General features: G+C 64.3%; 22 protein-coding genes and 1 other RNA gene. 11 read left to right on the top strand and 12 right to left on the bottom strand.

The genetic code is table 11. From position 1 onward, the window contains the following. The first annotated feature begins 43 nt into the window (after positions 1-43). The 4 genes from QOL68_RS05125 to QOL68_RS05110 all read left to right on the top strand — a co-directional run bounded on the left by QOL68_RS05125 (position 44) and on the right by QOL68_RS05110 (position 3,950). On the top strand, positions 44-781 hold the full coding sequence (locus tag QOL68_RS05125) for a CpsD/CapB family tyrosine-protein kinase (RefSeq protein ID WP_282947531.1): 738 nt from the start codon (positions 44-46) through the stop codon (positions 779-781). 715 nt (positions 782-1,496) lie between these two features. Continuing rightward, positions 1,497-2,135: a PEPxxWA-CTERM sorting domain-containing protein gene (locus QOL68_RS05120; RefSeq protein WP_282947529.1), complete on the top strand. Its 639-nt coding sequence runs from the start codon at positions 1,497-1,499 to the stop codon at positions 2,133-2,135. 21 nt (positions 2,136-2,156) lie between these two features. Then, positions 2,157-2,834, top strand: coding sequence for a PEPxxWA-CTERM sorting domain-containing protein (locus QOL68_RS05115; RefSeq protein ID WP_282947527.1), 678 nt, complete (start codon positions 2,157-2,159; stop codon positions 2,832-2,834). A gap of 99 nt (positions 2,835-2,933) precedes the next feature. After that, entirely contained in the window at positions 2,934-3,950 is a 1,017-nt protein-coding gene (locus QOL68_RS05110; RefSeq protein WP_282947525.1) for a cell wall hydrolase, read from the top strand. 30 nt (positions 3,951-3,980) lie between these two features. Here QOL68_RS05110 and QOL68_RS05105 read toward each other — a convergent pair whose 3' ends face one another. The 4 genes from QOL68_RS05105 to QOL68_RS05090 all read right to left on the bottom strand — a co-directional run bounded on the left by QOL68_RS05105 (position 3,981) and on the right by QOL68_RS05090 (position 8,931). Next, complete coding sequence (locus QOL68_RS05105; RefSeq protein ID WP_282947523.1) at positions 3,981-5,342, bottom strand: efflux transporter outer membrane subunit; 1,362 nt, start codon at positions 5,340-5,342, stop codon at positions 3,981-3,983. After that, a complete protein-coding gene (locus tag QOL68_RS05100) occupies positions 5,339-6,487 on the bottom strand; it encodes an HlyD family secretion protein (RefSeq protein WP_282947522.1) in 1,149 nt (382 codons plus the stop codon). Before QOL68_RS05100 ends, QOL68_RS05105 begins: the two co-directional genes overlap by 4 nt. Then, positions 6,484-8,166, bottom strand: coding sequence for an efflux MFS transporter permease (locus QOL68_RS05095; RefSeq protein ID WP_282947521.1), 1,683 nt, complete (start codon positions 8,164-8,166; stop codon positions 6,484-6,486). The genes QOL68_RS05100 and QOL68_RS05095 overlap by 4 nt, the downstream gene beginning before the upstream one ends. 132 nt (positions 8,167-8,298) lie before the next feature. Further along, entirely contained in the window at positions 8,299-8,931 is a 633-nt protein-coding gene (locus QOL68_RS05090; protein WP_282947519.1) for a cation efflux transmembrane domain-containing protein, read from the bottom strand. Positions 8,932-8,997: 66 nt separating this feature from the next. Here QOL68_RS05090 and QOL68_RS05085 point away from each other — a divergent pair, with 66 nt between their 5' ends. Next, on the top strand, positions 8,998-9,408 hold the full coding sequence (locus tag QOL68_RS05085; protein ID WP_282947518.1) for a MerR family transcriptional regulator: 411 nt from the start codon (positions 8,998-9,000) through the stop codon (positions 9,406-9,408). A gap of 5 nt (positions 9,409-9,413) precedes the next feature. Here the strand turns inward: QOL68_RS05085 and QOL68_RS05080 are convergent, their stop codons facing one another. Continuing rightward, positions 9,414-10,418 (bottom strand): NADPH:quinone reductase, encoded by a 1,005-nt coding sequence (locus QOL68_RS05080; RefSeq protein WP_282947516.1) that lies wholly within the window; start codon positions 10,416-10,418, stop codon positions 9,414-9,416. 112 nt (positions 10,419-10,530) lie between these two features. Here QOL68_RS05080 and QOL68_RS05075 point away from each other — a divergent pair, with 112 nt between their 5' ends. Next, positions 10,531-10,953, top strand: coding sequence for a winged helix-turn-helix transcriptional regulator (locus QOL68_RS05075; protein WP_282947513.1), 423 nt, complete (start codon positions 10,531-10,533; stop codon positions 10,951-10,953). Positions 10,954-11,003: 50 nt separating this feature from the next. Here the strand turns inward: QOL68_RS05075 and ssrA are convergent. Further along, positions 11,004-11,360: a transfer-messenger RNA gene (gene ssrA / locus QOL68_RS05070) on the bottom strand. A gap of 37 nt (positions 11,361-11,397) precedes the next feature. Continuing rightward, positions 11,398-11,814, bottom strand: coding sequence for a large conductance mechanosensitive channel protein MscL (mscL, locus tag QOL68_RS05065; protein WP_058453933.1), 417 nt, complete (start codon positions 11,812-11,814; stop codon positions 11,398-11,400). A 118-nt stretch (positions 11,815-11,932) separates the two neighbouring features. Here mscL and QOL68_RS05060 point away from each other — a divergent pair, with 118 nt between their 5' ends. From QOL68_RS05060 to QOL68_RS05045, 4 genes are all read left to right on the top strand, one after another. Then, entirely contained in the window at positions 11,933-12,535 is a 603-nt protein-coding gene (locus tag QOL68_RS05060) for a LemA family protein (RefSeq protein WP_282947510.1), read from the top strand. Between the two features lie 35 nt (positions 12,536-12,570). Continuing rightward, positions 12,571-13,389: a TPM domain-containing protein gene (locus QOL68_RS05055; RefSeq protein ID WP_282948266.1), complete on the top strand. Its 819-nt coding sequence runs from the start codon at positions 12,571-12,573 to the stop codon at positions 13,387-13,389. A 12-nt stretch (positions 13,390-13,401) separates the two neighbouring features. Continuing rightward, entirely contained in the window at positions 13,402-14,082 is a 681-nt protein-coding gene (locus tag QOL68_RS05050) for a TPM domain-containing protein (protein WP_282947508.1), read from the top strand. 122 nt (positions 14,083-14,204) lie between these two features. Then, complete coding sequence (locus QOL68_RS05045; protein WP_282947506.1) at positions 14,205-14,747, top strand: NUDIX hydrolase; 543 nt, start codon at positions 14,205-14,207, stop codon at positions 14,745-14,747. Here the strand turns inward: QOL68_RS05045 and QOL68_RS05040 are convergent. The 5 genes from QOL68_RS05040 to carA form a co-directional block, all read right to left on the bottom strand. Beyond that, positions 14,744-15,379 carry a rhomboid family intramembrane serine protease gene (locus QOL68_RS05040; RefSeq protein WP_282947504.1) on the bottom strand — a complete coding sequence of 212 codons (636 nt, stop codon included), beginning with the start codon at positions 15,377-15,379 and terminating at the stop codon, positions 14,744-14,746. The genes QOL68_RS05045 and QOL68_RS05040 overlap by 4 nt on opposite strands. 25 nt (positions 15,380-15,404) lie before the next feature. Continuing rightward, entirely contained in the window at positions 15,405-15,881 is a 477-nt protein-coding gene (gene greA / locus QOL68_RS05035) for a transcription elongation factor GreA (RefSeq protein ID WP_058453940.1), read from the bottom strand. 97 nt (positions 15,882-15,978) lie between these two features. Continuing rightward, positions 15,979-19,299, bottom strand: coding sequence for a carbamoyl-phosphate synthase large subunit (gene carB / locus QOL68_RS05030; protein WP_058453941.1), 3,321 nt, complete (start codon positions 19,297-19,299; stop codon positions 15,979-15,981). Between the two features lie 2 nt (positions 19,300-19,301). Then, a complete protein-coding gene (locus QOL68_RS05025) occupies positions 19,302-20,126 on the bottom strand; it encodes a ribonuclease E inhibitor RraB (RefSeq protein ID WP_204994140.1) in 825 nt (274 codons plus the stop codon). A gap of 5 nt (positions 20,127-20,131) precedes the next feature. Further along, positions 20,132-21,337, bottom strand: coding sequence for a glutamine-hydrolyzing carbamoyl-phosphate synthase small subunit (gene carA, locus QOL68_RS05020; protein ID WP_282947500.1), 1,206 nt, complete (start codon positions 21,335-21,337; stop codon positions 20,132-20,134). Between the two features lie 131 nt (positions 21,338-21,468). Between carA and QOL68_RS05015 the strand changes: the two genes are divergently transcribed. Then, positions 21,469-21,921, top strand: coding sequence for a GatB/YqeY domain-containing protein (locus QOL68_RS05015; protein WP_282947499.1), 453 nt, complete (start codon positions 21,469-21,471; stop codon positions 21,919-21,921). The last annotated feature ends 5 nt before the right edge of the window (positions 21,922-21,926 follow it).

The raw sequence follows: 21,926 nt of genomic DNA, 5'->3' as shown, positions 1-21,926 counted from the left end.
CAGCTTTCCCAACATTCCACAACCTCTCGGGGGCACACCGCTCATGGCCGGCCTTCCGGGAATCGGCGAAGTGCCCGATGCGGGCGACCTGGAGCTCAGCGAAAAGCTGGTCGGCTTCGAATCGAAGGATCCCCGCTCGCGCTCGTTCAACCTGCTCCGGACCCAATTGATCAAGAAACTGGCGGAAAGCGGTGGCCGGCTCGTCGGCATCACATCGCCGGCGCCCCATGCCGGCAAGTCGTTCGTCGCCTCCAACCTTGCTGCGTCGATCGGGCAGCTGCCGAACAAGCGAACCTTTCTCATCGACCTCGATCTGCGGCGCGCAACGATCGCCCGGATCTTCGGCCTCGATGTGCCCGAAGGTATCACCGAATTCCTTATCGGCGACGAGATCGAACTGCGGCAGATCGGACGGCGCATCGGCGAGAGCAATCTTGTCGTCTATCCGACCCTCGCGGCTCCGGTGAATTCGGCCGAACTGATGGTCAGCGAACGGCTCGATGATCTGGTGGCGCGCGCGCGCGCGCTCGGCGACGACGCCATCGTCATCTTCGACCTTCCGCCCGTGTTCGCAAACGACGATGCCATTCTGGTCGCAGAGAAGCTCGATGGGGTGCTGCTCGTCATCGAACAGGGCGTGACGACGAAGAAGCAGCTCCAGGGCGCGATGCAACTGATCCATCCGACGCCGCTGCTGGGGACAGTGTTCAATCGCTTTACCGGCGGCAATGGCGATCCTTATGGATATGGCGGCAAGTACGACAGCTATTACAATAGCTGAGTAAAGGCAGGCGCAGCCTACGAGCCCGGCGACTGACGCAGTCGCTGCGTTGCCTATTGGTCCCGATTCTCGTCCAAACTGCGCCAAAACGGGCCACCGCTCTTTCGCCCGGCCAAATTCGGGACGACGAGCCCGCCACCCTCGCACGCCTCGCCAATGTATCTGAGCCCGCGCCGGTCGGCCATCGCTCTAGCGCGGAATTCCGTCAAACGGACGGGATTCCGTACTTTACAAAATAAAGCAGCAACAGCGGGTTACACCTGATTTCCGCGGCATTACCATTCGCGGCGATGATGTTTCACTATGGAACACACTTGCGACCGTTCGGCTCCGATCACGCAGGTGCCCCGCGCTGGCCAAATTTTTTCCCCTTTAGAATCAGGATTCTAGGACGAACCGCCGCCTTGACGCTCGAAAGCGCCAACGGCGGGAATCTCTCCACGGTCATTACAAATCATAACAACACATTGACAAACTTTAGCAAATCACAGTAACCCGACTGCGGAAGCAAGCAGCAGACTTGCTATGAATATCGCGCAGTTCGGGTCGGAATTTGCGCTGGAAGCACACCCAATGGGGCTTCCGGCGACGAGTCCTTTTGGCCCGACGGGCGCGGCTTCGCGTTCAATCGGGATCGGGTGCTGTCGAGGGACGGTGCTCGCCTTCGGGGATCACCCCCGATGCTTGGGGTCTCGGAAACCAAAGTGGGGGTAAAGTGAAGAAATTTCTGCTGGCGGCCGCGGCTGCCCTTGCATCCTTGTCGGCCCCGCAGGCCGCATCCGCATCGACGATCGTCAACGCAGGCTTCGAAGCTGGCCCGGTCGGCCTTGGCGCGCCGACCGGATGGTTCACCCTCAACCCGCTGCGCGTCGCGACCGTATCGTCGTTCGGCGGATATACGGCGCAGGAAGGTTCGCAGTTCGCGGTCATCGTCGCAGGCATTCAGGGCATTCCGACCCTGCTGACGCAGCTCTTCTCGATGACGCAGGGCGAAACGATCAGCTTCATGGTCGCCTTCGCGACCACCGAATCAAACTTCAACGACTTCGGCGGTCTCGGCATCTTCGATTTCTCGAACCTGTCCGGAACGACATTGTTTAGCCAGTCGGTCAGTTCGGTCGGTGCCGGCACCGCGGGTCCGTGGACGAAGGTCAGCTTCACCGCGCCCACCAGCGGTTTCTACTCGATCAACGCCACCGTCCAGAACGTCGGGAACAGCCGAAATCCGAGCTACCTGCTGCTCGACGCGCCCGGCGTGCCCGAACCCGGGACGTGGATGCTCATGCTTCTCGGCATCGGCGCGGTCGGCTTCTCGATGCGCCGCCGCCGGAACCTGCGCGTAAATTTTGCCTGAAATCAGTTTGGAAGATTGGGGATGACCATGATCAAGAACAGCCTTGCTTTGGCGTTGACGCTTACCGCGGTGACGCTGTCGGCAACCACGGCCAACGCCGCGACCACGGTCGACGTCAAGACCGGCACGCCGGCGGAAACGGGCCTCAACTGGCTTATCAATGGCTCTGCCGCCGTAACGCCTTCGAACATTCACCTGAACTGGTACAGCGGCGGTGCCGCTGCCGGCCAGAATGGCAATGTCGATGGCGCGCGCTGGATCACCCCCAATGGTGACGGCACGCTCAATCAGCCCGTCGGGACGGCGACCTATTCGACCGTTTTCACCCTCAGCCAGATCGCGACCGCAGCGACGCTGACGGGCAATTTCTGGTCTGACAATCGCGTCACCCAGATCCTGCTCAACGGCATTGCGATCTACAACAACGGCAGCAGCGCTTCGCAGTTCGGTGGCGGCACGGGTGTTCCGCTGAACATCAGCACGAACCTCCTCGCTGGCGCGAACACGCTTTCGTTCCTCGTCCAGAACGACTCGGGCACCAGCGGTCCGGGCTCGAACCCGGCGGGCCTCCGCGTTTCGGCGGTCTTCTCGGCGGTCCCGGAACCGGGCACGTGGATGCTGATGCTCCTCGGTTTCGGCGCGGTCGGTTTCTCGATGCGCCGCCGCCAGAAAACGCAGGTCCGGTTCCAGTTCGCCTGAACTCGACCGCGGCCAGCTTCTTGGGCAAAGAAGGGTCGGCCTTGATGGCCGGCCCTTTTTGCTTCAGGCTTGGGTCGAAAGAGAGTGGTTGACGTGCAGATGAAGCAGCGATCCCTGCGACTTCCTGCCCTGCTCGGCGCAAGCGGGTTGCTGATGCTTGCGGCGCTTTATGCCATCTATCTGTCGCTCTCGCTGCCGCACCGGTCGTCGGTCGATTCCCCGTCCCGGCGCGAAACGGCTGCACGTCCCGCCCCCGAGCCCGAAGCTTTCCGCTTCCGCCCGGGCATCGACGCGCAAACCGCCGAACAGATCAACGCGGCGGTGCCGCAATCCGACGAGCCGCTGGTCGCTGCGCGGCCGTTCGCACTGAACCTGCCGTCGACCCAGATGAACACCAAATTGTCGGCGGTCGATTGCCTGACCGCGGCGGTTTACTACGAGGCGGCGTCCGAAACGCTGACCGGTCAGCGCGCGGTCGCGCAGGTCGTCCTCAACCGGATGCGCCACCCCGCCTACCCCAATTCGGTCTGCGGGGTCGTCTTTCAGGGCTCGCAGCGCAAGACCGGTTGCCAGTTCACCTTCACCTGTGACGGTTCGCTGAATCGGCGCCCCTCGGCGAGCGGCTGGGCGCGCGCGCGCGCCGTCGCGGCGGCGGCGCTATCCGGCTATGTCGAACCCAGCGTCGGCCTCGCGACGCACTATCATACGCTTTGGGTGGTTCCCTACTGGAGCGCCAATCTCACCAAGCTGCGCACCGTCGGATCGCATATCTTCTACCGATGGAGCGGCCGCAGCGGCACGCGCAGCGCGTTCGTCAACCCCTATGCCAATGCCGAGCTGCTTCCGGCGTCGGCGGTCACGAGCCTGTCGGGCTATCTGCTCGAAACCTCCGGCGCGCTCCCGCTCGACCCTGCGGTCGCGGACGGCGATGCCGCAGCCTCGGTGCCCGCCGTCCAGACGGGACTGATCGCACCGCCGAGAGGCGAACTCAGTTCCGCGGCCCAACCGGTCCTCGGCAAGAGAGGCAGCGAGCTGGCGCCGACCGACTCCAGGCTCAAGAGCGACGCGTCCGAGCACCGGCTTCTCGAGGATCAGGCGCCGCGCCTCGATCGCTGAGCGCCGCCGCCTTCCGCGCGCAGCGCTGCCTCACGGCTGGGCCGGGCCCCCGCCCAGGGCTTGATAGAGCGCGACATAGGAGGTCAGCCGATCGGCGCGCAGCTGGATCAGCGCGAGATCGACCGATAGCAGCGCTCGCTGCGCATCGATTTGCTCCAGATAGGGCGAATAACCGGCGCGGTAGCGGTTCGTCGCGTGGCGGAGCACTTCGGCGACCGCGGCGCGCTGTGCAAGCAAGGCTTGTTCCTGCGCGCCCAGCCGGTCGATCAGCGCAAGCTGGTCCTCGACCTCGCGAAACGCGGTCAGGACCGCCTTGCGATAGGCGAATGCGGCCTGGTCGCGCTGTGCGGTCGCAGCATCGAACTGCCCCTCCAGCCGCCCGCCCGAGAAGATAGGGGCGAGGATGCTGCCGCCGATCGACCAGATGGTGATCGGATCGCCGAGCAGAGACGAGATCGCCGCGCCGCCCGATGCCGACAGGCGGATCTGCGGCAGGAATTGCCCGCGCGCGGCGCGCAGATTGGCGTCGGTCGCGGCGAGCGAATATTCGGCCTGCGCGATGTCGGGACGGCGGCGCACAAGGTCCGACGGCACGACCGCCGGCACGACGGGGGTCGCCAGCGCATCGAAATCGGTCCCGCGCGTTATCGCGTGCGGGGTATCGCCGACGAGCAACGACAGCGCATTTTCCTGCCGCGCAATCGCCGCTTCGATTGTCGGGATTTGCTGTTCGGCGGCGCGGTATTCGGCTTCGGACTGACGGAGTTCGAGCTCGGACGTATAGCCCGCCTCGGCGCGGTCGCGCGCAATGCGCAGCGCCTCGCCGCGCTGGACGAGCGTTTCCCTAAGCACCTTGAGGCGGTCGTCGAGCGCGAGCAAGGTGATGTAGCCGCTCGCCGCCGTCGCGCTGACCGACAGCGTCGCCGCTTCTTGCGCGGCGGCCAAGGCGGCCGCGCTGGCGCGCGCGGCATCGCGCCGCGCCGCGTTGACGCCGAACAGATCGACCTCATAAGCCGCCTGGAATGTCGGCTGCGCCGAGGTGCTTTCGCTCGGCTGGCCGAACGCATTGACCGTGCGCGCCTCCGACCCCGGCACGCTTGCCGACAGGCTGGGCAGCAGCAGCGAGCGTGCGAGGCGTTCCTGCGCGCGCGCCTCGGCCACGCGCGCCGCGGCGATGGCGAGGTCCGTATTGTTCGCGCGCGCCTGCTCGACCAGCTCCGAAAGCTGCGGGTCGCCGAACCTTGCCCACCATTCGCGCTCAATCGCGCCCTCGGCATGCAGCGACGTACGCCAGTCGGCGGGCGGCGCAACGACGCTCGCCTCGGGCCGCGGACTGATGGCCGGGGCGCACCCCGCGATCAGCAGCGGCAGCAACAGCGCCGCGCGTCTCACCGCCCGCCGTCCGTTTCGACCGTCGCGATCACCGACATGCCGGGCCCTAGCCGCTTGGCGAGCGGCTGTCCGGGATCAATGCGGATGCGCACCGCGATCCGCTGCGGCACCTTCACGAAATTGCCCGATCCGGTGTCGGGTTTGATGATGCTGAACTCGCTCCCCGCCGCCGGCGCGACACTTTCGACCGTCCCCTTGAGCTCGACCCCGCCGAGCGCATCGACCCGGAAATGCGCCTTTTGCCCGACCCGGATGCTCGCGGTCTGCGCCTCCTTGAAATTGGCGACGACCCAATGCGTTTCCGGCACCAGATACATGAGCTGGGTACCGGGGTTCACGAGTTGTCCGACGCGGACCGCGACCTCGCTCAGACGGCCGGTGCGCGGCGCCCGGATCACCGTGCGCTCCAGATCGATGTCGGCAAGTCCCCGCGTCGCCTCGGCATTCTGGACGCCGGCTTTCAGCCCGCCGCGCCCGACGGTGACCGAGCGCACCTGCTCGAGCGCGATCTGCCGCTGCGCCTGCGCCTGCCGTACCGCGGCTTCGGCCTGCCGGAGCGCCGCGAGCGTCTGGTCGCGCTCGCGCAGCGACACCGATCCGGCGTCGACGAGTTCGTTGACGCGGCGCATGTCGGCCTGCGCGCGCTGGAGCTGCGCGCCGGCATTGGCCACCGCCGCATCCTGCAGGCGCACCTGCGCCTCGGCCGAACGTTCGCTCTGCTCGCTGTTGCTGAGGCTCGCATTCTGCGCCGCGATGTTCGCCGCGCCCTGCGCGACGCGCTCGCGATAGATCCTGTCGTCGATCCGAACGAGGATCTGCCCCGCCGCGACGCGCTCGAAATCCTGCACCAGCACCTGCGTCACATAGCCGCCGACCTGCGGCGAGATGATCGTCGTCTGGCCGCGAACATAGGCATTGTCCGTGGTCTGGCTGTCGGGCCGGAACGGCGGCAATCCCCAGGCATAGAGGACCGCCAGCGCGCCGAGCAGGATCAGCCCGCTGAACAGGATGATCTGCGATCGCGAACGGTCGGGTCGCCAGCCGCCACCGCCTTGCGGCTGTGCGGGCTCGGCCGGCGCCGCTTCAGCCGGCGCGGGAGGCGGCGTCTGTTCGGTTGCGGGTGCCGGTTTCTTGTCGTCGGTCATTTTCTTTGCGCCAACATCTGCTGGAGGATGGACAGGTCCGCTGCGAGCGGGCTGTAGCCGCGCCGTCGATCGCGCAGCCAGCGAACCAGCATGATCACGAAGCCGAGCGCGGCGCCACAGCCGATCAGGAAGAATACGTCATTATAGGCGAGGACACCCGCCTGACGCACGGCTTCCTGAACCGCATTGCGTCCGGCGACCGCCGAACGCAGCGCCGGATCGCCGATCGAGCCGTTCAGGCCGCTCGACAGATAGGCGAGCGCCTGCACCAGCGCGGGGTCGTCCGTTGCGAGCCCCTGCCCCAGCGTGGTCAGATGTGCCTTCGCGCGGACGGTGAAAAAGGCCGACAGCGCCGCCGTCCCCGCGAGCCCGCCGATCGTCTGCGAAAGATTGAACAGCGCCAGAAAGCTGACAATATAGGACGGCCCACGCGTCAGGGCGCGCAGAAAACCCTCCATCAGCATGGGTCCGATGAAATAGACCGACGCGAAGGCGATCGCTGCCTGTGTCAGGTAGAAATCGGACGGTCGCGACATCAGTCCCGTCCGTGTGTCGGCGAAAGCCGCCACCGCGATGATCGCCAGCGATATCAGGGTGGAGATGCGAAGATCGGTGGGATTGAGCCCGACCAGCGGCACGAATACCCCGGCCAAAGCCGCCAGGGCAGTTATGGCATAGAAGGTCACGAGCTGGTCGTTGACATAGCCGAGCGACGTCAACAGCCCGGTCGCGCCGAAATTCTGCTCCGACAGAACGACACGAATGAACGCACCGGCCAACGCCAGCTTCAGCAGGTCGCTGCTCGCCATCCAGCGCGTCTCGAGCATCGGCTTCTCGCGATTATGCTCGATCAGGAAGGCGGCACCGATCAGCAACACCGCGGGCGCCAGCAAGGTGCCCAACCACGGCGTAGGCCACCAGACGATGCGCCCCTGCACGAAGAAACTGCAAAGCAGGCCGACCCCGACGGCAAGCAAGGGAAAGCTGATCATATCGAGCAGCCCGAAGGCGCGCACTTTCACCCCTTGCGGAAGCGGCAGGATGTTGACGAGGCCGACGGTGACGAGCGAAAGGCCGAACTGCAACGCGAACAGGTTTCCGATATCGCCATCGTACACAAGGATCGGAGAGATCGCCCGGGCGAACGGCAGTCCAATCTGAACGACGCCAATGCCAAGGACGAGTGCGATCAACTTTTGCGGACCCGGCAGGCTTTGCATCATGTAGAAGATCGCAAGCGTCACCAGCCCGCTCGCGGCGATCCCGGAGATCGCGCGCGAGACAAGCTCGACCTGATAGCCCGCATCGAAGAGCTGCACGAAATTGGCGACGACCAAGGCCAGCATCGTTGCGCGCACGAAGCGCTGTATTCCGAAATGCTGGCGAACCTTGAAAAGCAATATGCTCATGCAGGCGTTGGTCAGGTTGTAGGCCACCGTCACCCAGCCGGTATCGACCGGCGTCAGCGCCATATTCCCCTGCAAGACAAGCAGATTGGCGAGAAGCAGGCCGTTGGTCAGCCCCGCCACCAGTCCCAAATAGATGCCGATCGCGAAATAGGCGATCCGGCGTCCTTTGGGGTGGTCGGGATTGGCTGGCGATCCTGGTATCAGCGGCCGCTCGTGCGGCTTCAGCACATATTCCGCCGGCGGAGCGACGGGTACGGCTGGATCAGCCACGCCGGTCGACCCGCGAAGGACGGGGCGCTGCATTTCTATAGGTCAGTTCAAGCCCCGTTGCCATTCTGCGCCGCACAATATGCGCGAAGACCGCATTGGCAAAGGGCAGAAAATCACATCCCGATATCGGCGTTAGGCCGCTTCGGTCGCGGCGCCGCCGAGATCGCCGCGCGCGTGGCGGAACACATCGACACTGCCCCATATCGCCAGCGCTGCCATGATCGCCGCGACCGCAAGGTCAGGCCAGCCCTGCCCCGTCCCGAACACCCCGAGCGCCGCCGCGAGCACGGCAAGGTTCCCGATCGCATCGTTGCGCGAGCATATCCAGACCGAGCGCATATTCGCGTCGCCCGTCCGATAGCGATAGAGCATCAGCGCGACCGCAACGTTCGATGCCAGCGCCAGCGCACCGATGATGCCCATCGTCTCGGCCTGCGGCGCGGTGCCGGCGACAAAGCCCCACACCGCCGAGCCAAGCACCCAAAGTCCGAAAGCGAGCATCGTCGCGGCCTTCAGCAGCGCTGCGCGGGCACGCCACGCCAGCGCCATGCCCGCGACGCCCAGACTGATCGCATAATTGGCCGCATCGCCCAGGAAATCGAGCGCGTCCGCCTGGAGCGCCCGCGAATCGGCGGCGACGCCCGCGACGATCTCGACCCCGAACATCGCAGCGTTGATGATCAGCGCAATCCACAGGATGCGGCGCCACCTGGGATCGTTCAGCGCAGTCTTGCCGCTTTTTCCCGCGCAACATTGGTCGGCCATGCGAAACCTCTTGGTTCTTCGATTCGACATCCCATATGCACCCTGTAGCAACTACAGGGTCAAGCAATGAAAATCGGCGAACTGTCGAAGGCCACCGGCACCAACATCGAGACCATCCGCTACTACGAGCGGATCGGACTCCTCCCTGCCCCGCTTCGAACCAATGCGAATTATCGCAGCTATGGTGACGCGCACCGAACGCGGCTCAGTTTCGTGCGTCACTCGCGCGACCTCGGCTTCACGATCGAGGAAATCCGGTCATTGCTCGACCTTTCCGACCACCCCGACCGCGATTGCGGCGAGGCGGACCGCATCGCGTCTGCGCATCTCGAACACGTCGAGGCGAAGATCGACCAACTCTCGGCGTTACGCGACGAACTGACCCGCATCGTCGGCCGGTGCCGCGGCGGCCTCGCCGGCGATTGCCGGGTGATCGAGGCGCTCGGCGACCATGGACAGTGCGGCAGCGCGCATTAGCCCGGTCAGGGGGTCACGATGATCTTGCCGATGGTCGTTCCCGCTTCTTGCGCTCGATGCGCATCGACGATCCGCTCGAGCGGATAGCGCGCCGCAATATTGTGCGTGAGCTTGCCCGCGGCCAGCGCGTCGCCGATCGCCTGCGCAGCTTCGGCGTGGGCCGCGGCATCCATGACATAGACGAGCACGAAACGAACCGTCGCGTCGAGCATGACGAGCGGCCAGAACGGCAGTGCGGGTTCCGGAACCGCGTCCGACGCATAGGTCGCGACGACGCCGCGCGGCGCGAGCAGGCTCATGATGACATCGAGGTTTGCACCGAAAGCGACTTCGACGAAACGGTCGACGCCGCGCTCCCGCCCCGTGATCTCGCGAACGCGCGCGACGATGTCATCGGTCTTGCGGTTGACGATGAAGTCGGCGCCCGCCGCCCTTGCCGAATCCGCCTGCTCGTCGCGGCTCACGCTCGCGATCACCGTCGCACCGCCGAGCTTTGCGAACTGGATCGCATAACGGCCGACCGCGCCCGCGCCGCCCGATACGAAAACGGTTTTCCCCGCGACCGGACCGTCGGCGAAGACGCTGCGGTGCGCGGTCATTGCGGGAACGCCGAGGCTGGCGCCTTCTTCGAACGAGGCATTGTCGGGCAGGATCGAGACCTGCCGCACCGGCAGCGCGACATATTCGGCGGCGGCGCCGAGCGCCCGGCCCAGCTGCGCTTCGTAGAACCAGACGCGCTTGCCGATCCAGTCGCCGTCTTCGGCCGATCCGGCCGCGACGACTTCGCCCGCGCCATCCTGATGCGGGATGACCAGCGGATAGGGCATCTCGGTGCGTCCGCGTGCGCCCTGCCGCGCCTTGGTGTCCGATGGGTTCACGCCCGAGGCGCGCACGCGAATGAGCAATTCGCCCGGCGCAGCGACGGGGACGGGCTGCTCGCCGACGATCAGCACATCTTCGGCGCTTCCCTTCCGCTCGTACCAGGCGGCCTTCATGACGGATTGTTCCACGGCATTATCCTCGTTCGGTTTCGACAGGCGCACCGGACGCGCCGCTTGCCCGAATCAATATAGGCCAGTATCTCTAGATTCATAAGTACGCACATTTTGGACATGTACGATCATGAATGTAAGTATTACTGAAAATATTGAAGAAAATTCGAAAACACGCTCCATCCGCCGCCGCGCCGGGCGCACGGGTTGCAGCGTCGAAGCGACGCTGTCGGTGATCGGCGGTGTGTGGAAGCCTGTGCTGCTGTTCCACCTGCTCGGCGGCCGCCTGCGCTTCAACGCGCTCTGCCGCCTGACGCCGAATGCGACGCAGCGGATGATCACGCTGCAGCTTCGCGAACTGGAGGCGGACGGCATCGTCGCACGGATCGTCTATCCCGAGGTTCCGCCACGGGTCGAATATGAGCTGACGCCGCTCGGCCATTCGCTGAAGCCCATCCTGCTGAGCATGCGATCGTGGGGTGCCGATTTCCAGGCGAGCCTCGACGAAAGCGGCGTCGCGGCGCAGCCATGCAAGGGCGCAGAGCCGGCGTAATTGAGGGGAAAGGTGGGACGATTCTGTTGCCCGGCTCGTCCCCAGCCGCTGGTATCCGATTCTGTTGCCCGGTTCGGTCCGAACCGCGTTCTATTTGAATAACCTTAGGCCGTGAGGCTTATCGGTTACGCAGCCAGAGCGAGTGCTTCGTTATCGTTAGCACTTATAGGTTTGAGCCTTGAACGGGTTACTCAGCCCGGAAGAAAACATCGCCTTTGAACACACGTCGATCCTGGTTCGGCCCCGTCAGAAGCCCGCGCACCCCTTCGAAAGGGCGCGGGATTGTGGTGGAGCCGCCGGGTACTGCCCCCGGGTCCGCTGTGTCTATTCCACGACACCATTTATCCTCATAGCCGGTCGAAACCGGCACAACCCATATAGGAAACCCGCCCGCGCTTTGGAAGAGCGCAGGCGGGTCATTCGTCCTGAATCGGGCTCAAACCCCTATTTTTTCCGCAGTTCGTCCCGGATTTCGGTGAGTAGGTCGACCTCGCTCGGGCCGGCCGGCGCATCGGGTCCGCGGCGCATCACCTTGTTCACCCACTTGACCAGCAGGAAAATGACGAAAGCGAGAATGAGGAAGTTGATGACCGCGGTTAGGAAGGCGCCATAGCCGATCATCGCGACGCCGGCCTTCTTGAGCGCCGCATAGTCGGTCGCTGCGATGCCTTCGGGGATGCTGCCGAGCAGGATGAACTTGCTCGAGAAATCGACCCCGCCGAAAATCCAGCCGACCAGCGGCATGATCAGGTCGGCGGTCAGCGAGGTCGTGATCGTCGCAAAGGCGCCGCCGATGATGACGCCGACCGCGAGGTCCATGACATTGCCCTTGGCGATAAATTCCCTGAATTCGCTCAACATGTTGCGGCTCCCCGGATCGTCGATCTTGCGTCCCGAACGTGCCGCGGTGATTGCACAAAGGCAAGCGCGATCCTATTATGTGTGTTGTTGCGGCAAAACGCCGCGCGAGGGAGCATTGATGACCATGACCTATCGTTCCGCCCGCTGGCTGATTGTCCCGGTTGCCGCGCTGTTGCTGTCCGCCTGCGGCATCAACAGCGTTCCCACCAAGGAAGAGGCCGCGAAGGCTAAATGGGCCGACGTTCAAGCCGCCTATCAGCGTCGTTCCGATCTGATTCCGAATCTTGTCGAAACGGTCAAGGGTGCCGCCAATATGGAAAAGGCGACGCTGGACAGCGTCATTCAGGCCCGCGCATCGGCCACGCAAGTTCAGCTGAAGACCGACGATCTGAACGACCCAGCGAAAGTGGAGGCATTTCGGCAGGCGCAGGGCAACATCACGAGCGCGCTTGGCCGCCTTCTCGTGGTCTCCGAACAATATCCGCAGCTGCAAAGCCAGGGCCGTTATGAAGACCTGATGACTTCGCTCGACTCGACGGAAACCAAGATCAATCAAGCTATCAGGGATTATAACATATCGGTACAGGACTATAACACGACGATCCGCACCTTCCCCGACATTATCGGCGCCAAGATTGTTCATGGCGCAAAACCCATGACGCCGTATGAAGCAGTGAGTCCGAACGCCGATGTCGCGCCAAAGGTGAATTTCGGACAGTAGCGGTGCCACTGATCCTCGCCGACAGCCGGCGCTCGATGTCGCGCGGTACGTTTCGTTGGCCTTTTGCGCTGCTGTTGTTGGCGCTCGCGCTCCCGGCATCGGCGCAGACCTTCCCCAAGCTGACCGGCCGGGTCGTCGATCAAGCCGAACTGCTGTCCCCGGAGCAGGAGACTGCACTCGACAGCGAATTGCAGGCAATCGACCAAAAGACCGGGCATCAGGTGGTCGTCGCGACCGTCAAGTCGCTCGATGGCTACGACATTGCAGACTATGGCATCGGCTTGGGACGCGAATGGGGCATCGGTCGCAAGGGACTCGACGACGGCGTCATTCTCTTGGTCGCGCCGAACGATCGGCGTGTCCATATCGGCGTCGGCTATGGTCTCAATGCCGTGATGACCGATATTCACGCGGGGCGTATCATCCGCAATGACATCACTCCACGCTTCAAGGAAGGGGATTTTGCCGGCGGCATCGATGCCGGGGTCAAAGCGATTTCGGAGCAGATTCAGCTCACCCCTGAAGAGGCGGCCGCGCGCGCCGCACAGATTGAAGCGGAAGAGCGCGACCGCGCCGACGACGGCGACATCGGCGGGCTGATCTTCATCGGCTTCATCGTCTTTTTCTTCTTCATCCTGCCGATGCTCTCCGCCTTCGGGCGGCGCGGCAGGAAGCATCGCCGCAACCGTCCATGGGGCGGCGGTCCGATCATCATCTGGGGTGGCGACGACTGGGGCGGCGGCTCTTCGGGAGGCTCCTCATGGGGCAGCGGCGGATCGAGCTGGGGCGGTGGCGGCGGCTTTTCGGGCGGCGGCGGCAGCTTCGGCGGCGGCGGTGCCTCGGGCGGCTGGTAGGGGAACGGAGCCATGAAAGTCAGTCACGTCAGCGCCGCCGATCACGACCTCGTCACAGCCGCGGTTGCCGCGGCCGAGGATCAGACGAGCGGCGAGATCGTCACCGTCATCGCGGCACAGTCGAACGATTACGACGATGTCGCACTGGTCTGGGCGAGCGTCATCGCTTTCCTTGCCATGTCGGTGATCGCGCTGTTTCCGGAATTCTACCGGGGGCTTTACGATCGCCTGACCGGCGGTTGGGGGCATGAACTGACCGCCAATCAATGGCTCGGGACAGTGATCGCTGTGGGCGTCCTGAAGTGGATCGGGATGTGGCTGATCCTGCTGTGGCGCCCCTTGCGCATCTGGCTGACCCCGCGCGCGATCCTTGCGGCCCGCGTCCGTGCGCGCGCGATCGACCTGTTCAAGGTCGGGACCGAGGCAAAGACGCTCGGGCGCACCGGGGTCCTCCTGTACGTCAGCCTGCGCGAGCATCGCGCCGACATCGTCGCCGACGAGGCGATCGCGGCGAAGGTCGCTCCCGAGGTCTGGGGCGATGCGATGGTGGCGCTCATCGACCGCGTGCGCGCGGGCAAGCCCGGCGAGGGCTTGGCCGAGGCGGTGCGCCAGATGGGCGTCGTGCTCGCCGCACATTTTCCGCGCGGCAGCGAGAATCCGAACGAACTGCCCGACCGGCTGATCGAGCTTTAATTTCTTCGCCATTGCGAGCGGCAAAGCCGCGTGGCAATCCAGAGCGGCGCGCACCGCTCTGGATTGGTTGGCCAACGGCCGCCTCCGGCACCGCTTCGCTCGCAATGACGACAGGATAAGATATGACCCGCCCCTCCCCCGACACCCCCATCGAGACGCGGTGGGAAGGCCGCTTCATCACCGTCAAGCAGCAAGGAACGTGGGAATATGTCTCGCGCTCGCGCGGCATCCACGCGGCGGTGATCCTTGCCATCGACGAGGCCGCGGACGGGCGCCACATCATATTGGTCGAACAATATCGCGTACCGTTGAAGGTCCAGTGCCTCGAACTGCCCGCGGGGCTTGTCGGCGACGACGCCAGCGGCGAGGCGGCGGAAATTGCGGCCGAGCGCGAGCTTGAGGAGGAAACGGGCTATCGCGCCGCAAACTGGCGCACGGTTGGCGAATTCTTCAGCTCGCCGGGGATGGTCAGCGAAAGCTTCACGCTGCTCGTCGCGACCGGCCTGACGAAGGTCGGCGAAGGCGGCGGCGTCGATGGCGAGGATATCATCGTCCACCGGGTGCCGCTGGACGGGATCGAGGATTTCGTCGCAGCGAAACGCGCCGAAGGGTGCGGGATCGACGTGCGCGTCGCGATGCTGCTGGCGGGCGGGCTGCTCGCCTAACGCCCCCCGAAGCGCCAGCGCAGCAGCGGACGCGCAAGGAGCAGACCAGCGAGGAAGCCGCCGACATGCGCCCAGATCGCAACCGCGCCGAAATCGCCGCCGCCGCTGAATCCAAGGAGCAATTGCAACCCGATCCACGCCAGCGCGAGCCACAGCGCCCGCACCCAATGCGCGGGGATCGGTCCGATCGCCTTCGTCTGCGACCGACTGAAGATCAGCGCGAACACCGCAATCAGCGCCGAAATCGCACCGCTGGCCCCGATCATCGGCATGGCCGATGCGGGATCGGCCAGATATTGCGCAAACGCGCCGGCATAAGCCCCGACGACGAGCAGCACCCCCATCGCCTTCGCGCCCAGCGGCGCCTCCAGCTGGCGGCCGATGAACAGCAGGATGATCAAGTTGAAGATCAGGTGGAGCCAACCCGCATGCAGGAAGGCCGAGGTCAGCGGCGTCAGGATAAAGGGCACCATCGTGCCCGGCGACGCGATCAGCTCGCTGCCGAACCGCGCGGGAATGAAGCCCGCACGGATGAATGCGTCGAGCTGATATCCGCTGACCCAGGTCAGGAGAAAGACGACGACGCACGCGAGCGCGTAGCCCGTGACCAGCGGCGCATCTTGCGGCTTCATCGCCTTGGCTCCGTTCGCCCCCGGCTCAGACGAACTCGATCTTCGTCACCAGATAATATTTGTCGCCCGACGGCACGGTCACTTCGACCTCGTCGTCGACCTTGCGGCCGATCAGCGCGCGGCCAAGCGGCGAGTTGTAGCTGATCTTGCCGTCCTTCGCGTCCGCCTCGGCCTGGCCGACGATCTGGTAGCGCACCGGCTTGTCATCCTCGTCGGCGAGCGTGACGGTCGCGCCGAAGACGATGCGGTCGCCCGACAGCGTCGTGGGGTCGATGATCTGGGCGCGCGACAGACGATCCTCAAGGTCGCCGATCGAGGCTTCGACCTGACCCTGACGTTCCTTCGCGGCGTGATATTCGGCATTTTCCGAAAGGTCGCCATGCGCGCGCGCTTCCTCGATCGCATCGACGATCAGGGGTCGCTCGGCCTTCAGAGCCGCGAGCTGGGTGCTCAGCTTCTCATAGCCTTCCTGCAGCATCGGAACCTTTTCAACGCTTGCCATTATCCTGTTGTCCTTCGTCAATAATCCTGCCTCGGCGGTTGAGCGCCGAGCGGCTGAGCCGCTGTTTCCGTAATGTCGGGGAGGTGGAGCGGTACCCTCAATAATAGTCCTGAAGCGGCTTTACTTCAAGACTATGCGCGCGCAGCGCCCCGATCGCCTGCGTCGCGGCATCGCTCGCCGCAGCGGTGGTATAATAGGCGATGTCGGCAGCCAGCGCCGAGGCGCGGATCGATTGCGAATCCTGCAGCGACTGCCAGCCTTCGGTCGTGTTGAAAATCAGCTGCACGTCGCCGTCCTTGATCCGGTCGACGATATGCGGCCGCCCCTCGGCGACCTTGTTGACGCGTTCGACCTCGATACCCTGCTGCGCGAGATAGTCGGCGGTGCCGCCGGTCGCGATCACCTTCCAGCCCCAGGCGCGGAGCTGCTTCACCGCACCGACGATGCGCGGCTTGTCGCTGTTCTTCACCGACACGAACAGGCGCCCCTCCGTGGGGAGGCGGTCGCCCGCGCCGAGCTGCGCCTTGGCGAATGCAAGGTTGAAATTACGATCGATTCCCATGACTTCGCCGGTGGACTTCATTTCCGGTGACAGGACGGGGTCGGTGCCGGGGAAGCGCGCGAAGGGGAAGACCGCTTCCTTGACCGCGACATGCGCGATGTCGCGATTGATCTTCGGCAGGTCGGCGAGCTTCTCGCCCGCCATCACGCGCGCCGCGATCTTGGCGATCGGCGAACCAACGGCCTTAGCAACGAAGGGCACGGTGCGGCTGGCACGCGGATTGACCTCGATGAGGTACACATCCTCGTCCTTAACCGCGAACTGGATGTTCATCAGGCCGCGAACGCCCAGCGCGCGCGCCAGCGCATCGGCCTGGCGCTCGATTTCGGCGACGATATGCGGCGGAAGGCTGTAGGGCGGGATCGAGCAGGCGCTGTCGCCCGAATGGACCCCGGCTTCCTCGATGTGCTGGAGCACGCCCGCGACCACCACATCGGTCCCGTCGCACAGCGCATCGACGTCGACCTCGATCGCGTCGCGCAAATAGCGGTCGATCAGCACCGGCGAATCGCCCGACACCTGGACCGCGGTCTCGATATAATTTTCGAGCTGCGCCTGATCGTCGACGATCTCCATCGCGCGGCCGCCGAGCACATAGGAAGGCCGCGTCAGCACCGGATAGCCGATGCGCGCCGCGACCGCGACGGCTTCCTCGCGGCTGCGCGCGATACCATTCTCGGGCTGCTTGAGCTTCAGCTTGTTGACCAGCGCCGCGAAGCGCTCGCGGTCTTCGGCGAGGTCGATCGCGTCGGGCGAAGTGCCGAGGATCGGGATTCCCGCTTCGGCCAGCGCCTGCGCGAGCTTCAGCGGCGTCTGGCCGCCGAACTGCACGATCACCCCGACAAGCTCGCCCTTCGACATTTCGACGTTGAGGATTTCGAGCACATCCTCTGCGGTCAGCGGCTCGAAATAGAGGCGATCCGACGTGTCATAGTCGGTGCTCACCGTCTCCGGGTTGCAGTTGACCATGATCGTCTCATAGCCCGCCTCTTCCAATGCGAAGCACGCGTGGCAACAGCAATAATCGAACTCGATCCCCTGCCCGATGCGGTTCGGACCGCCACCGAGGATGACGACCTTCCTGCGATCGCTCGGGTTCGCCTCATTCTCGGGCTTGCCAAAGGTTGGCGCCTCATAGGTCGAATAGAGATAGGGCGTCTGGGCCTGGAATTCGGCGGCGCAGGTGTCGATCGTCTTGAACACCGGCCGCACGCCGAGCTTGTGGCGCAGCGCGCGCACCTCGGCCTCGGTCACGCCGCCGGTCATCGCCTTGACGGCCTCGTGGATCAGCCCGCTGCCATGCGCGGTCGCGCGGCGCGTACCGGGGCGCAGGTTCGCCGATTGCAGCGCCAGATAGGCGAGCCGCTTGTCGGAGAAGCCCATGGCCTTGAGCCTGCGCATCCCTTCGGTGTCGCGCGGCAGGCCGTTCGCCATCACCTCGTTCTCGGCCTCGACGATCTCCGCGATGCGTTCGAGGAACCACATGTCGTAGCCCGCGATGCGGTTGATGTCCGCGAGCGGCAGGCCTTCGCGGATCGCCTGCGCGGTGTTGAGCAGGCGGTCGGGCGTGCGCTTCGCGAGCTCGCTCTTGAGTTGCTCGTGGCTCGCACCAACCAGCCGGTCGACGAAGTTGAAGCCGCTGAGGCCGGTTTCGAGCCCGCGCAGCGCCTTCTGCATCGATTCATGGATCGTGCGCCCGATCGCCATCACCTCGCCGACCGACTTCATCGCGGTCGAGAGCGTCGCCTCGGCGCCCTTGAACTTCTCGAAGGCAAAGCGCGGGATCTTGGTGACGACATAGTCGATCGTCGGCTCGAACGACGCCGGGGTCACGCCGGTGATGTCGTTCATGATCTCGTCGAGCGTGTAGCCGACCGCGAGCTTCGCCGCGACCTTGGCGATCGGGAAGCCCGTCGCCTTCGACGCCAGCGCCGACGAACGCGATACGCGCGGGTTCATCTCGATCACGATCAGGCGGCCGTCCTTCGGATTGACCGCGAACTGCACGTTCGAACCGCCTGTTTCGACACCGATTTCACGCAGCACCGCGATGCTCGCGTTGCGCATGATCTGATATTCCTTGTCGGTCAGCGTGAGCGCCGGCGCGACGGTGATGGAATCGCCGGTATGGACGCCCATCGGATCGACATTCTCGATCGAACAGATGATGATGCAATTGTCCTTGCGGTCGCGCACCACCTCCATCTCATATTCCTTCCAACCGAGAAGCGACTCCTCGATCAGGACTTCGGTGGTCGGCGAGGCGATCAGGCCGCCGCGGACGATATGCTCGAACTCCTCGCGGTTATACGCGATGCCGCCGCCGGTCCCGCCCAGCGTGAACGACGGGCGAATAATCGACGGCAGCCCGGTGCGTTCGAGCACCGCGAACGCCTCGTCGACCGTATGTGCGACGCCGCTGCGCGCGCTTTCCAGACCGATCTTGTCCATCGCGTCGCGGAACTTCTGCCGGTCCTCGGCCTTGTCGATCGCTTCGGCATCGGCGCCGATCATCTCGACGCCATATTTCGCCAGCGTCCCGTCGTTGAACAGCGCCAGCGCGGTGTTGAGCGCCGTCTGCCCGCCCATCGTCGGCAGCACCGCGTCGGGGCGTTCCTTCGCGATGATCTTCGCGACGATCTCGGGCGTGATCGGCTCGACATAGGTTGCATCGGCGAGATCGGGATCGGTCATGATCGTCGCGGGGTTGGAGTTGACGAGGACGATGCGATAGCCCTCCTCCTTCAACGCCTTGATCGCCTGCGTCCCCGAATAATCGAACTCGCACGCCTGGCCGATAACGATCGGGCCGGCGCCGATGACGAGGATGGATTGGATGTCGGTTCTTTTGGGCATGATCAGTTTTTCTTCGCGCCGAATAGTTTATTGAGAAAAGAGCGAGGTTTTGCAGGCGGTTCGCGATGAGGGGAAGCGTTGCCGGGTGTCGCCGCGAAAGTTTCCCAGCCGTCATATTCGACGCCACTCTCCTCGGCCAATTCGAGCAGCTGCGGTGTGAGTTCGTGGAAGGTACTGATTTCAGTCCCCATCGTGCGGCTCAGAACGACCCCGCCTGGGTTATTCAGCCAATGATCGACCTCGAACCCGAGCTTCTCAAGCTTGGCTGCCAAAAGCTGGAGTTTGAGCGGTTCGCCATAAAACCAGAAATCGACCTTCCTCGGAACGTCGGCTTGATTGCCATTCTCTTCGAGCGCGCCGATCACCTGTTGGTCCCCATCGAGTTGGATATCGAGCGGCGTAGGCGTGATAAATTCCCGGTAAGTCGTAAGTTCAAAATCGGACGCGACTTCGACGTCCGCGATTTCCGAGCCGATGCCCGAAATAAGTGCGGCTACCTCATCGCCCTTGGCGTGAGCAAAATAAAGCACGCGCCGCCCATCGCCAGTGACGCTCGCAGTATGAAAGCAGTGAGATTGCAAAGACGACAGCGCCACGATCGCTTTGTCTTCCAAATCATGCAAATTGCTAAGGCCTGTCGGGGTTGGAAGCCGATTTTCCTGTATGAGAGTCGGCTTCAAATCGCAAATCACCGCCGAAACAGCGTTTGACTTCTCAAAATCGACGATGAAGTCATTTTTGACACGCGCCCGCACGACCAGCGGATATCCGTCCGCAGATTGACGCCCCATCAGCATCCAGCGATCCGTATCGCCCGCGATCGTCATATCCGTCACGACGATTTGGCCAATCCACCCACAAACTTCTCGAACAGATAGAAGCTGTCCTGTGGCCCCGGGCTCGCCTCGGGGTGGTACTGCACGCTGAAGGCGTTCTTGCCGGTGATCGCGATGCCACAGTTCGATCCGTCGAACAGGCTCTTGTGCGTTTCGACCACACCGGCGGGCAGCGTCGATGCATCGACCGCAAAGCCATGGTTCATGCTGGTGATCTCGACCACGCCGTCGGCGAAATCGCCGCCGACGCGCTGCACCGGATGGTTCGCGCCGCGGTGGCCCTGATGCATCTTCACCGTCTTCGCGCCCGCCGCGATGCCCAGCATCTGGTGGCCGAGGCAGATGCCGAAGATCGGGACGTTGCGCTCGAGCAGACCCTTGATCACCGGCACCGCATATTCGCCCGTCGCCGCGGGGTCGCCGGGGCCGTTCGACAGGAATACGCCTGCGGGACGCAGCGCCATGATCTCGTCGAGACTGGTCTTCGCGGGCACCACGGTCACGCGCGCGCCGGCCTTCACGAGGTTGCGGAAGATATTGTCCTTCGCGCCATAATCGACCGCGACGACATGCGGCGCGGGATCGCCCTCGCGCTTGTGATCCGACGCCTCATATCCCGACCCAAGATGCCACACGCCCGCGTCCCAGCTGCCCTGCCGCTCGCGGGTGACGGTCTTCGCCAGGTCCATGCCCTCCAGCCCCGGCCATCCCTGCGCGAGCATCAGCAGCTTATCGAGGTCGAACTTGCCCTCGGGGCTGTGCGCGACCACGCCGGTCGGCGCGCCGCCGTCGCGGATGCGGCGGGTCAGCGCGCGCGTGTCGATGCCGGCGAGGCCGATCAGGCCCTGCGCCGCCATCCAGTCGGGCAGCGTCTGGACGCTGCGGAAGTTGCTGGGCAGCGTCGGCAGCTCGCGCGTGATGCAGCCGATCGCGGCGCGCTTTTCGCGCTCCATATCCTCGGGGTTCGCGCCGACATTGCCGATGTGCGGAAAGGTGAAGGTGATGATCTGCCCGGCATAGCTCGGGTCGGTCAGGATTTCCTGATAGCCGGTCATCGCCGTGTTGAAACAGATCTCGCCGACGCCCGCACCGCTGGCGCCATAGCCCACGCCCCACAGGATCGTGCCATCGGCAAGGACAAGAACGCCAGTCGCGCCCGCGGGCGGGGTTTTGGGCGCGGCAGAGGGGTTGGCTGGTGCCATTCAACATGCTCCGGACGGGGGGCTAAACGGCCGACCAAGTAGGAGGCAAAAAAGTGATTCACAAGCTATCGGATTCGGAATCTTGCCGCTAGAGAGGGCCTTTCCGAAATTTGTGAGCCATGGGGACACGCATGATTCGTGACGACATCAAGGCTGCGCAGGTCGCCGCGATGAAAGCCGGCGACAAGGCGCGCCTCGGCACCATCCGGCTGATGCTGGCCAAGATCAAGGACAAGGACATCGAACTCAGGACCGGCACCGCGCCGGCCGACGACGATGTTCTGGTGACCGACGTCCTCCAGAAAATGGTCAAGCAGCGCCGCGAGTCGATCGCCATGTACGAACAGGGCGGCCGCCAGGAACTCGCCGACGTCGAGGCGGCCGAGGTCGTCGTGATCGAGGACTTCCTGCCCGCGCAGCTCAGCGATGACGAGGCGACGGCGGCGATCAAGGCGATCGTGACCGAACTGGGCGCCGAGAGCCTGAAGGATATGGGCAAGGTGATGGCCGCGGTGAAGGACCGGCTGGGCTCGCAGCTCGACATGAGCAAGGCGAGCGGGTGGGTGAAGGCGGCGCTCTCCTGAGACAC

The sequence above is a fragment of the Sphingopyxis sp. Geo25 genome (genome assembly GCF_949769135.1).
Lineage (GTDB): Bacteria > Pseudomonadota > Alphaproteobacteria > Sphingomonadales > Sphingomonadaceae > Sphingopyxis.
This window is presented reverse-complemented; position numbering and strand designations above follow the sequence as displayed.

Excerpts from the sequence above, each read along its gene's own strand:
- QOL68_RS05125 (WP_282947531.1), top strand. The coding sequence starts at position 44 with ATGGCCGGCCTTCCGGGAATCGGCGAAGTGCCCGATGCGGGCGACCTG.
- QOL68_RS05115 (WP_282947527.1), top strand. The coding sequence starts at position 2,157 with ATGACCATGATCAAGAACAGCCTTGCTTTGGCGTTGACGCTTACCGCG.
- QOL68_RS05110 (WP_282947525.1), top strand. The coding sequence starts at position 2,934 with ATGAAGCAGCGATCCCTGCGACTTCCTGCCCTGCTCGGCGCAAGCGGG.
- QOL68_RS05100 (WP_282947522.1), bottom strand. The coding sequence starts at position 6,487 with ATGACCGACGACAAGAAACCGGCACCCGCAACCGAACAGACGCCGCCT.
- QOL68_RS05090 (WP_282947519.1), bottom strand. The coding sequence starts at position 8,931 with ATGGCCGACCAATGTTGCGCGGGAAAAAGCGGCAAGACTGCGCTGAAC.
- QOL68_RS05085 (WP_282947518.1), top strand. The coding sequence starts at position 8,998 with ATGAAAATCGGCGAACTGTCGAAGGCCACCGGCACCAACATCGAGACC.
- QOL68_RS05075 (WP_282947513.1), top strand. The coding sequence starts at position 10,531 with ATGAATGTAAGTATTACTGAAAATATTGAAGAAAATTCGAAAACACGC.
- mscL (WP_058453933.1), bottom strand. The coding sequence starts at position 11,814 with ATGTTGAGCGAATTCAGGGAATTTATCGCCAAGGGCAATGTCATGGAC.
- QOL68_RS05060 (WP_282947510.1), top strand. The coding sequence starts at position 11,933 with ATGACCATGACCTATCGTTCCGCCCGCTGGCTGATTGTCCCGGTTGCC.
- QOL68_RS05055 (WP_282948266.1), top strand. The coding sequence starts at position 12,571 with ATGTCGCGCGGTACGTTTCGTTGGCCTTTTGCGCTGCTGTTGTTGGCG.
- QOL68_RS05050 (WP_282947508.1), top strand. The coding sequence starts at position 13,402 with ATGAAAGTCAGTCACGTCAGCGCCGCCGATCACGACCTCGTCACAGCC.
- QOL68_RS05045 (WP_282947506.1), top strand. The coding sequence starts at position 14,205 with ATGACCCGCCCCTCCCCCGACACCCCCATCGAGACGCGGTGGGAAGGC.
- QOL68_RS05040 (WP_282947504.1), bottom strand. The coding sequence starts at position 15,379 with ATGAAGCCGCAAGATGCGCCGCTGGTCACGGGCTACGCGCTCGCGTGC.
- greA (WP_058453940.1), bottom strand. The coding sequence starts at position 15,881 with ATGGCAAGCGTTGAAAAGGTTCCGATGCTGCAGGAAGGCTATGAGAAG.
- carB (WP_058453941.1), bottom strand. The coding sequence starts at position 19,299 with ATGCCCAAAAGAACCGACATCCAATCCATCCTCGTCATCGGCGCCGGC.
- QOL68_RS05025 (WP_204994140.1), bottom strand. The coding sequence starts at position 20,126 with ATGACGATCGCGGGCGATACGGATCGCTGGATGCTGATGGGGCGTCAA.
- carA (WP_282947500.1), bottom strand. The coding sequence starts at position 21,337 with ATGGCACCAGCCAACCCCTCTGCCGCGCCCAAAACCCCGCCCGCGGGC.
- QOL68_RS05015 (WP_282947499.1), top strand. The coding sequence starts at position 21,469 with ATGATTCGTGACGACATCAAGGCTGCGCAGGTCGCCGCGATGAAAGCC.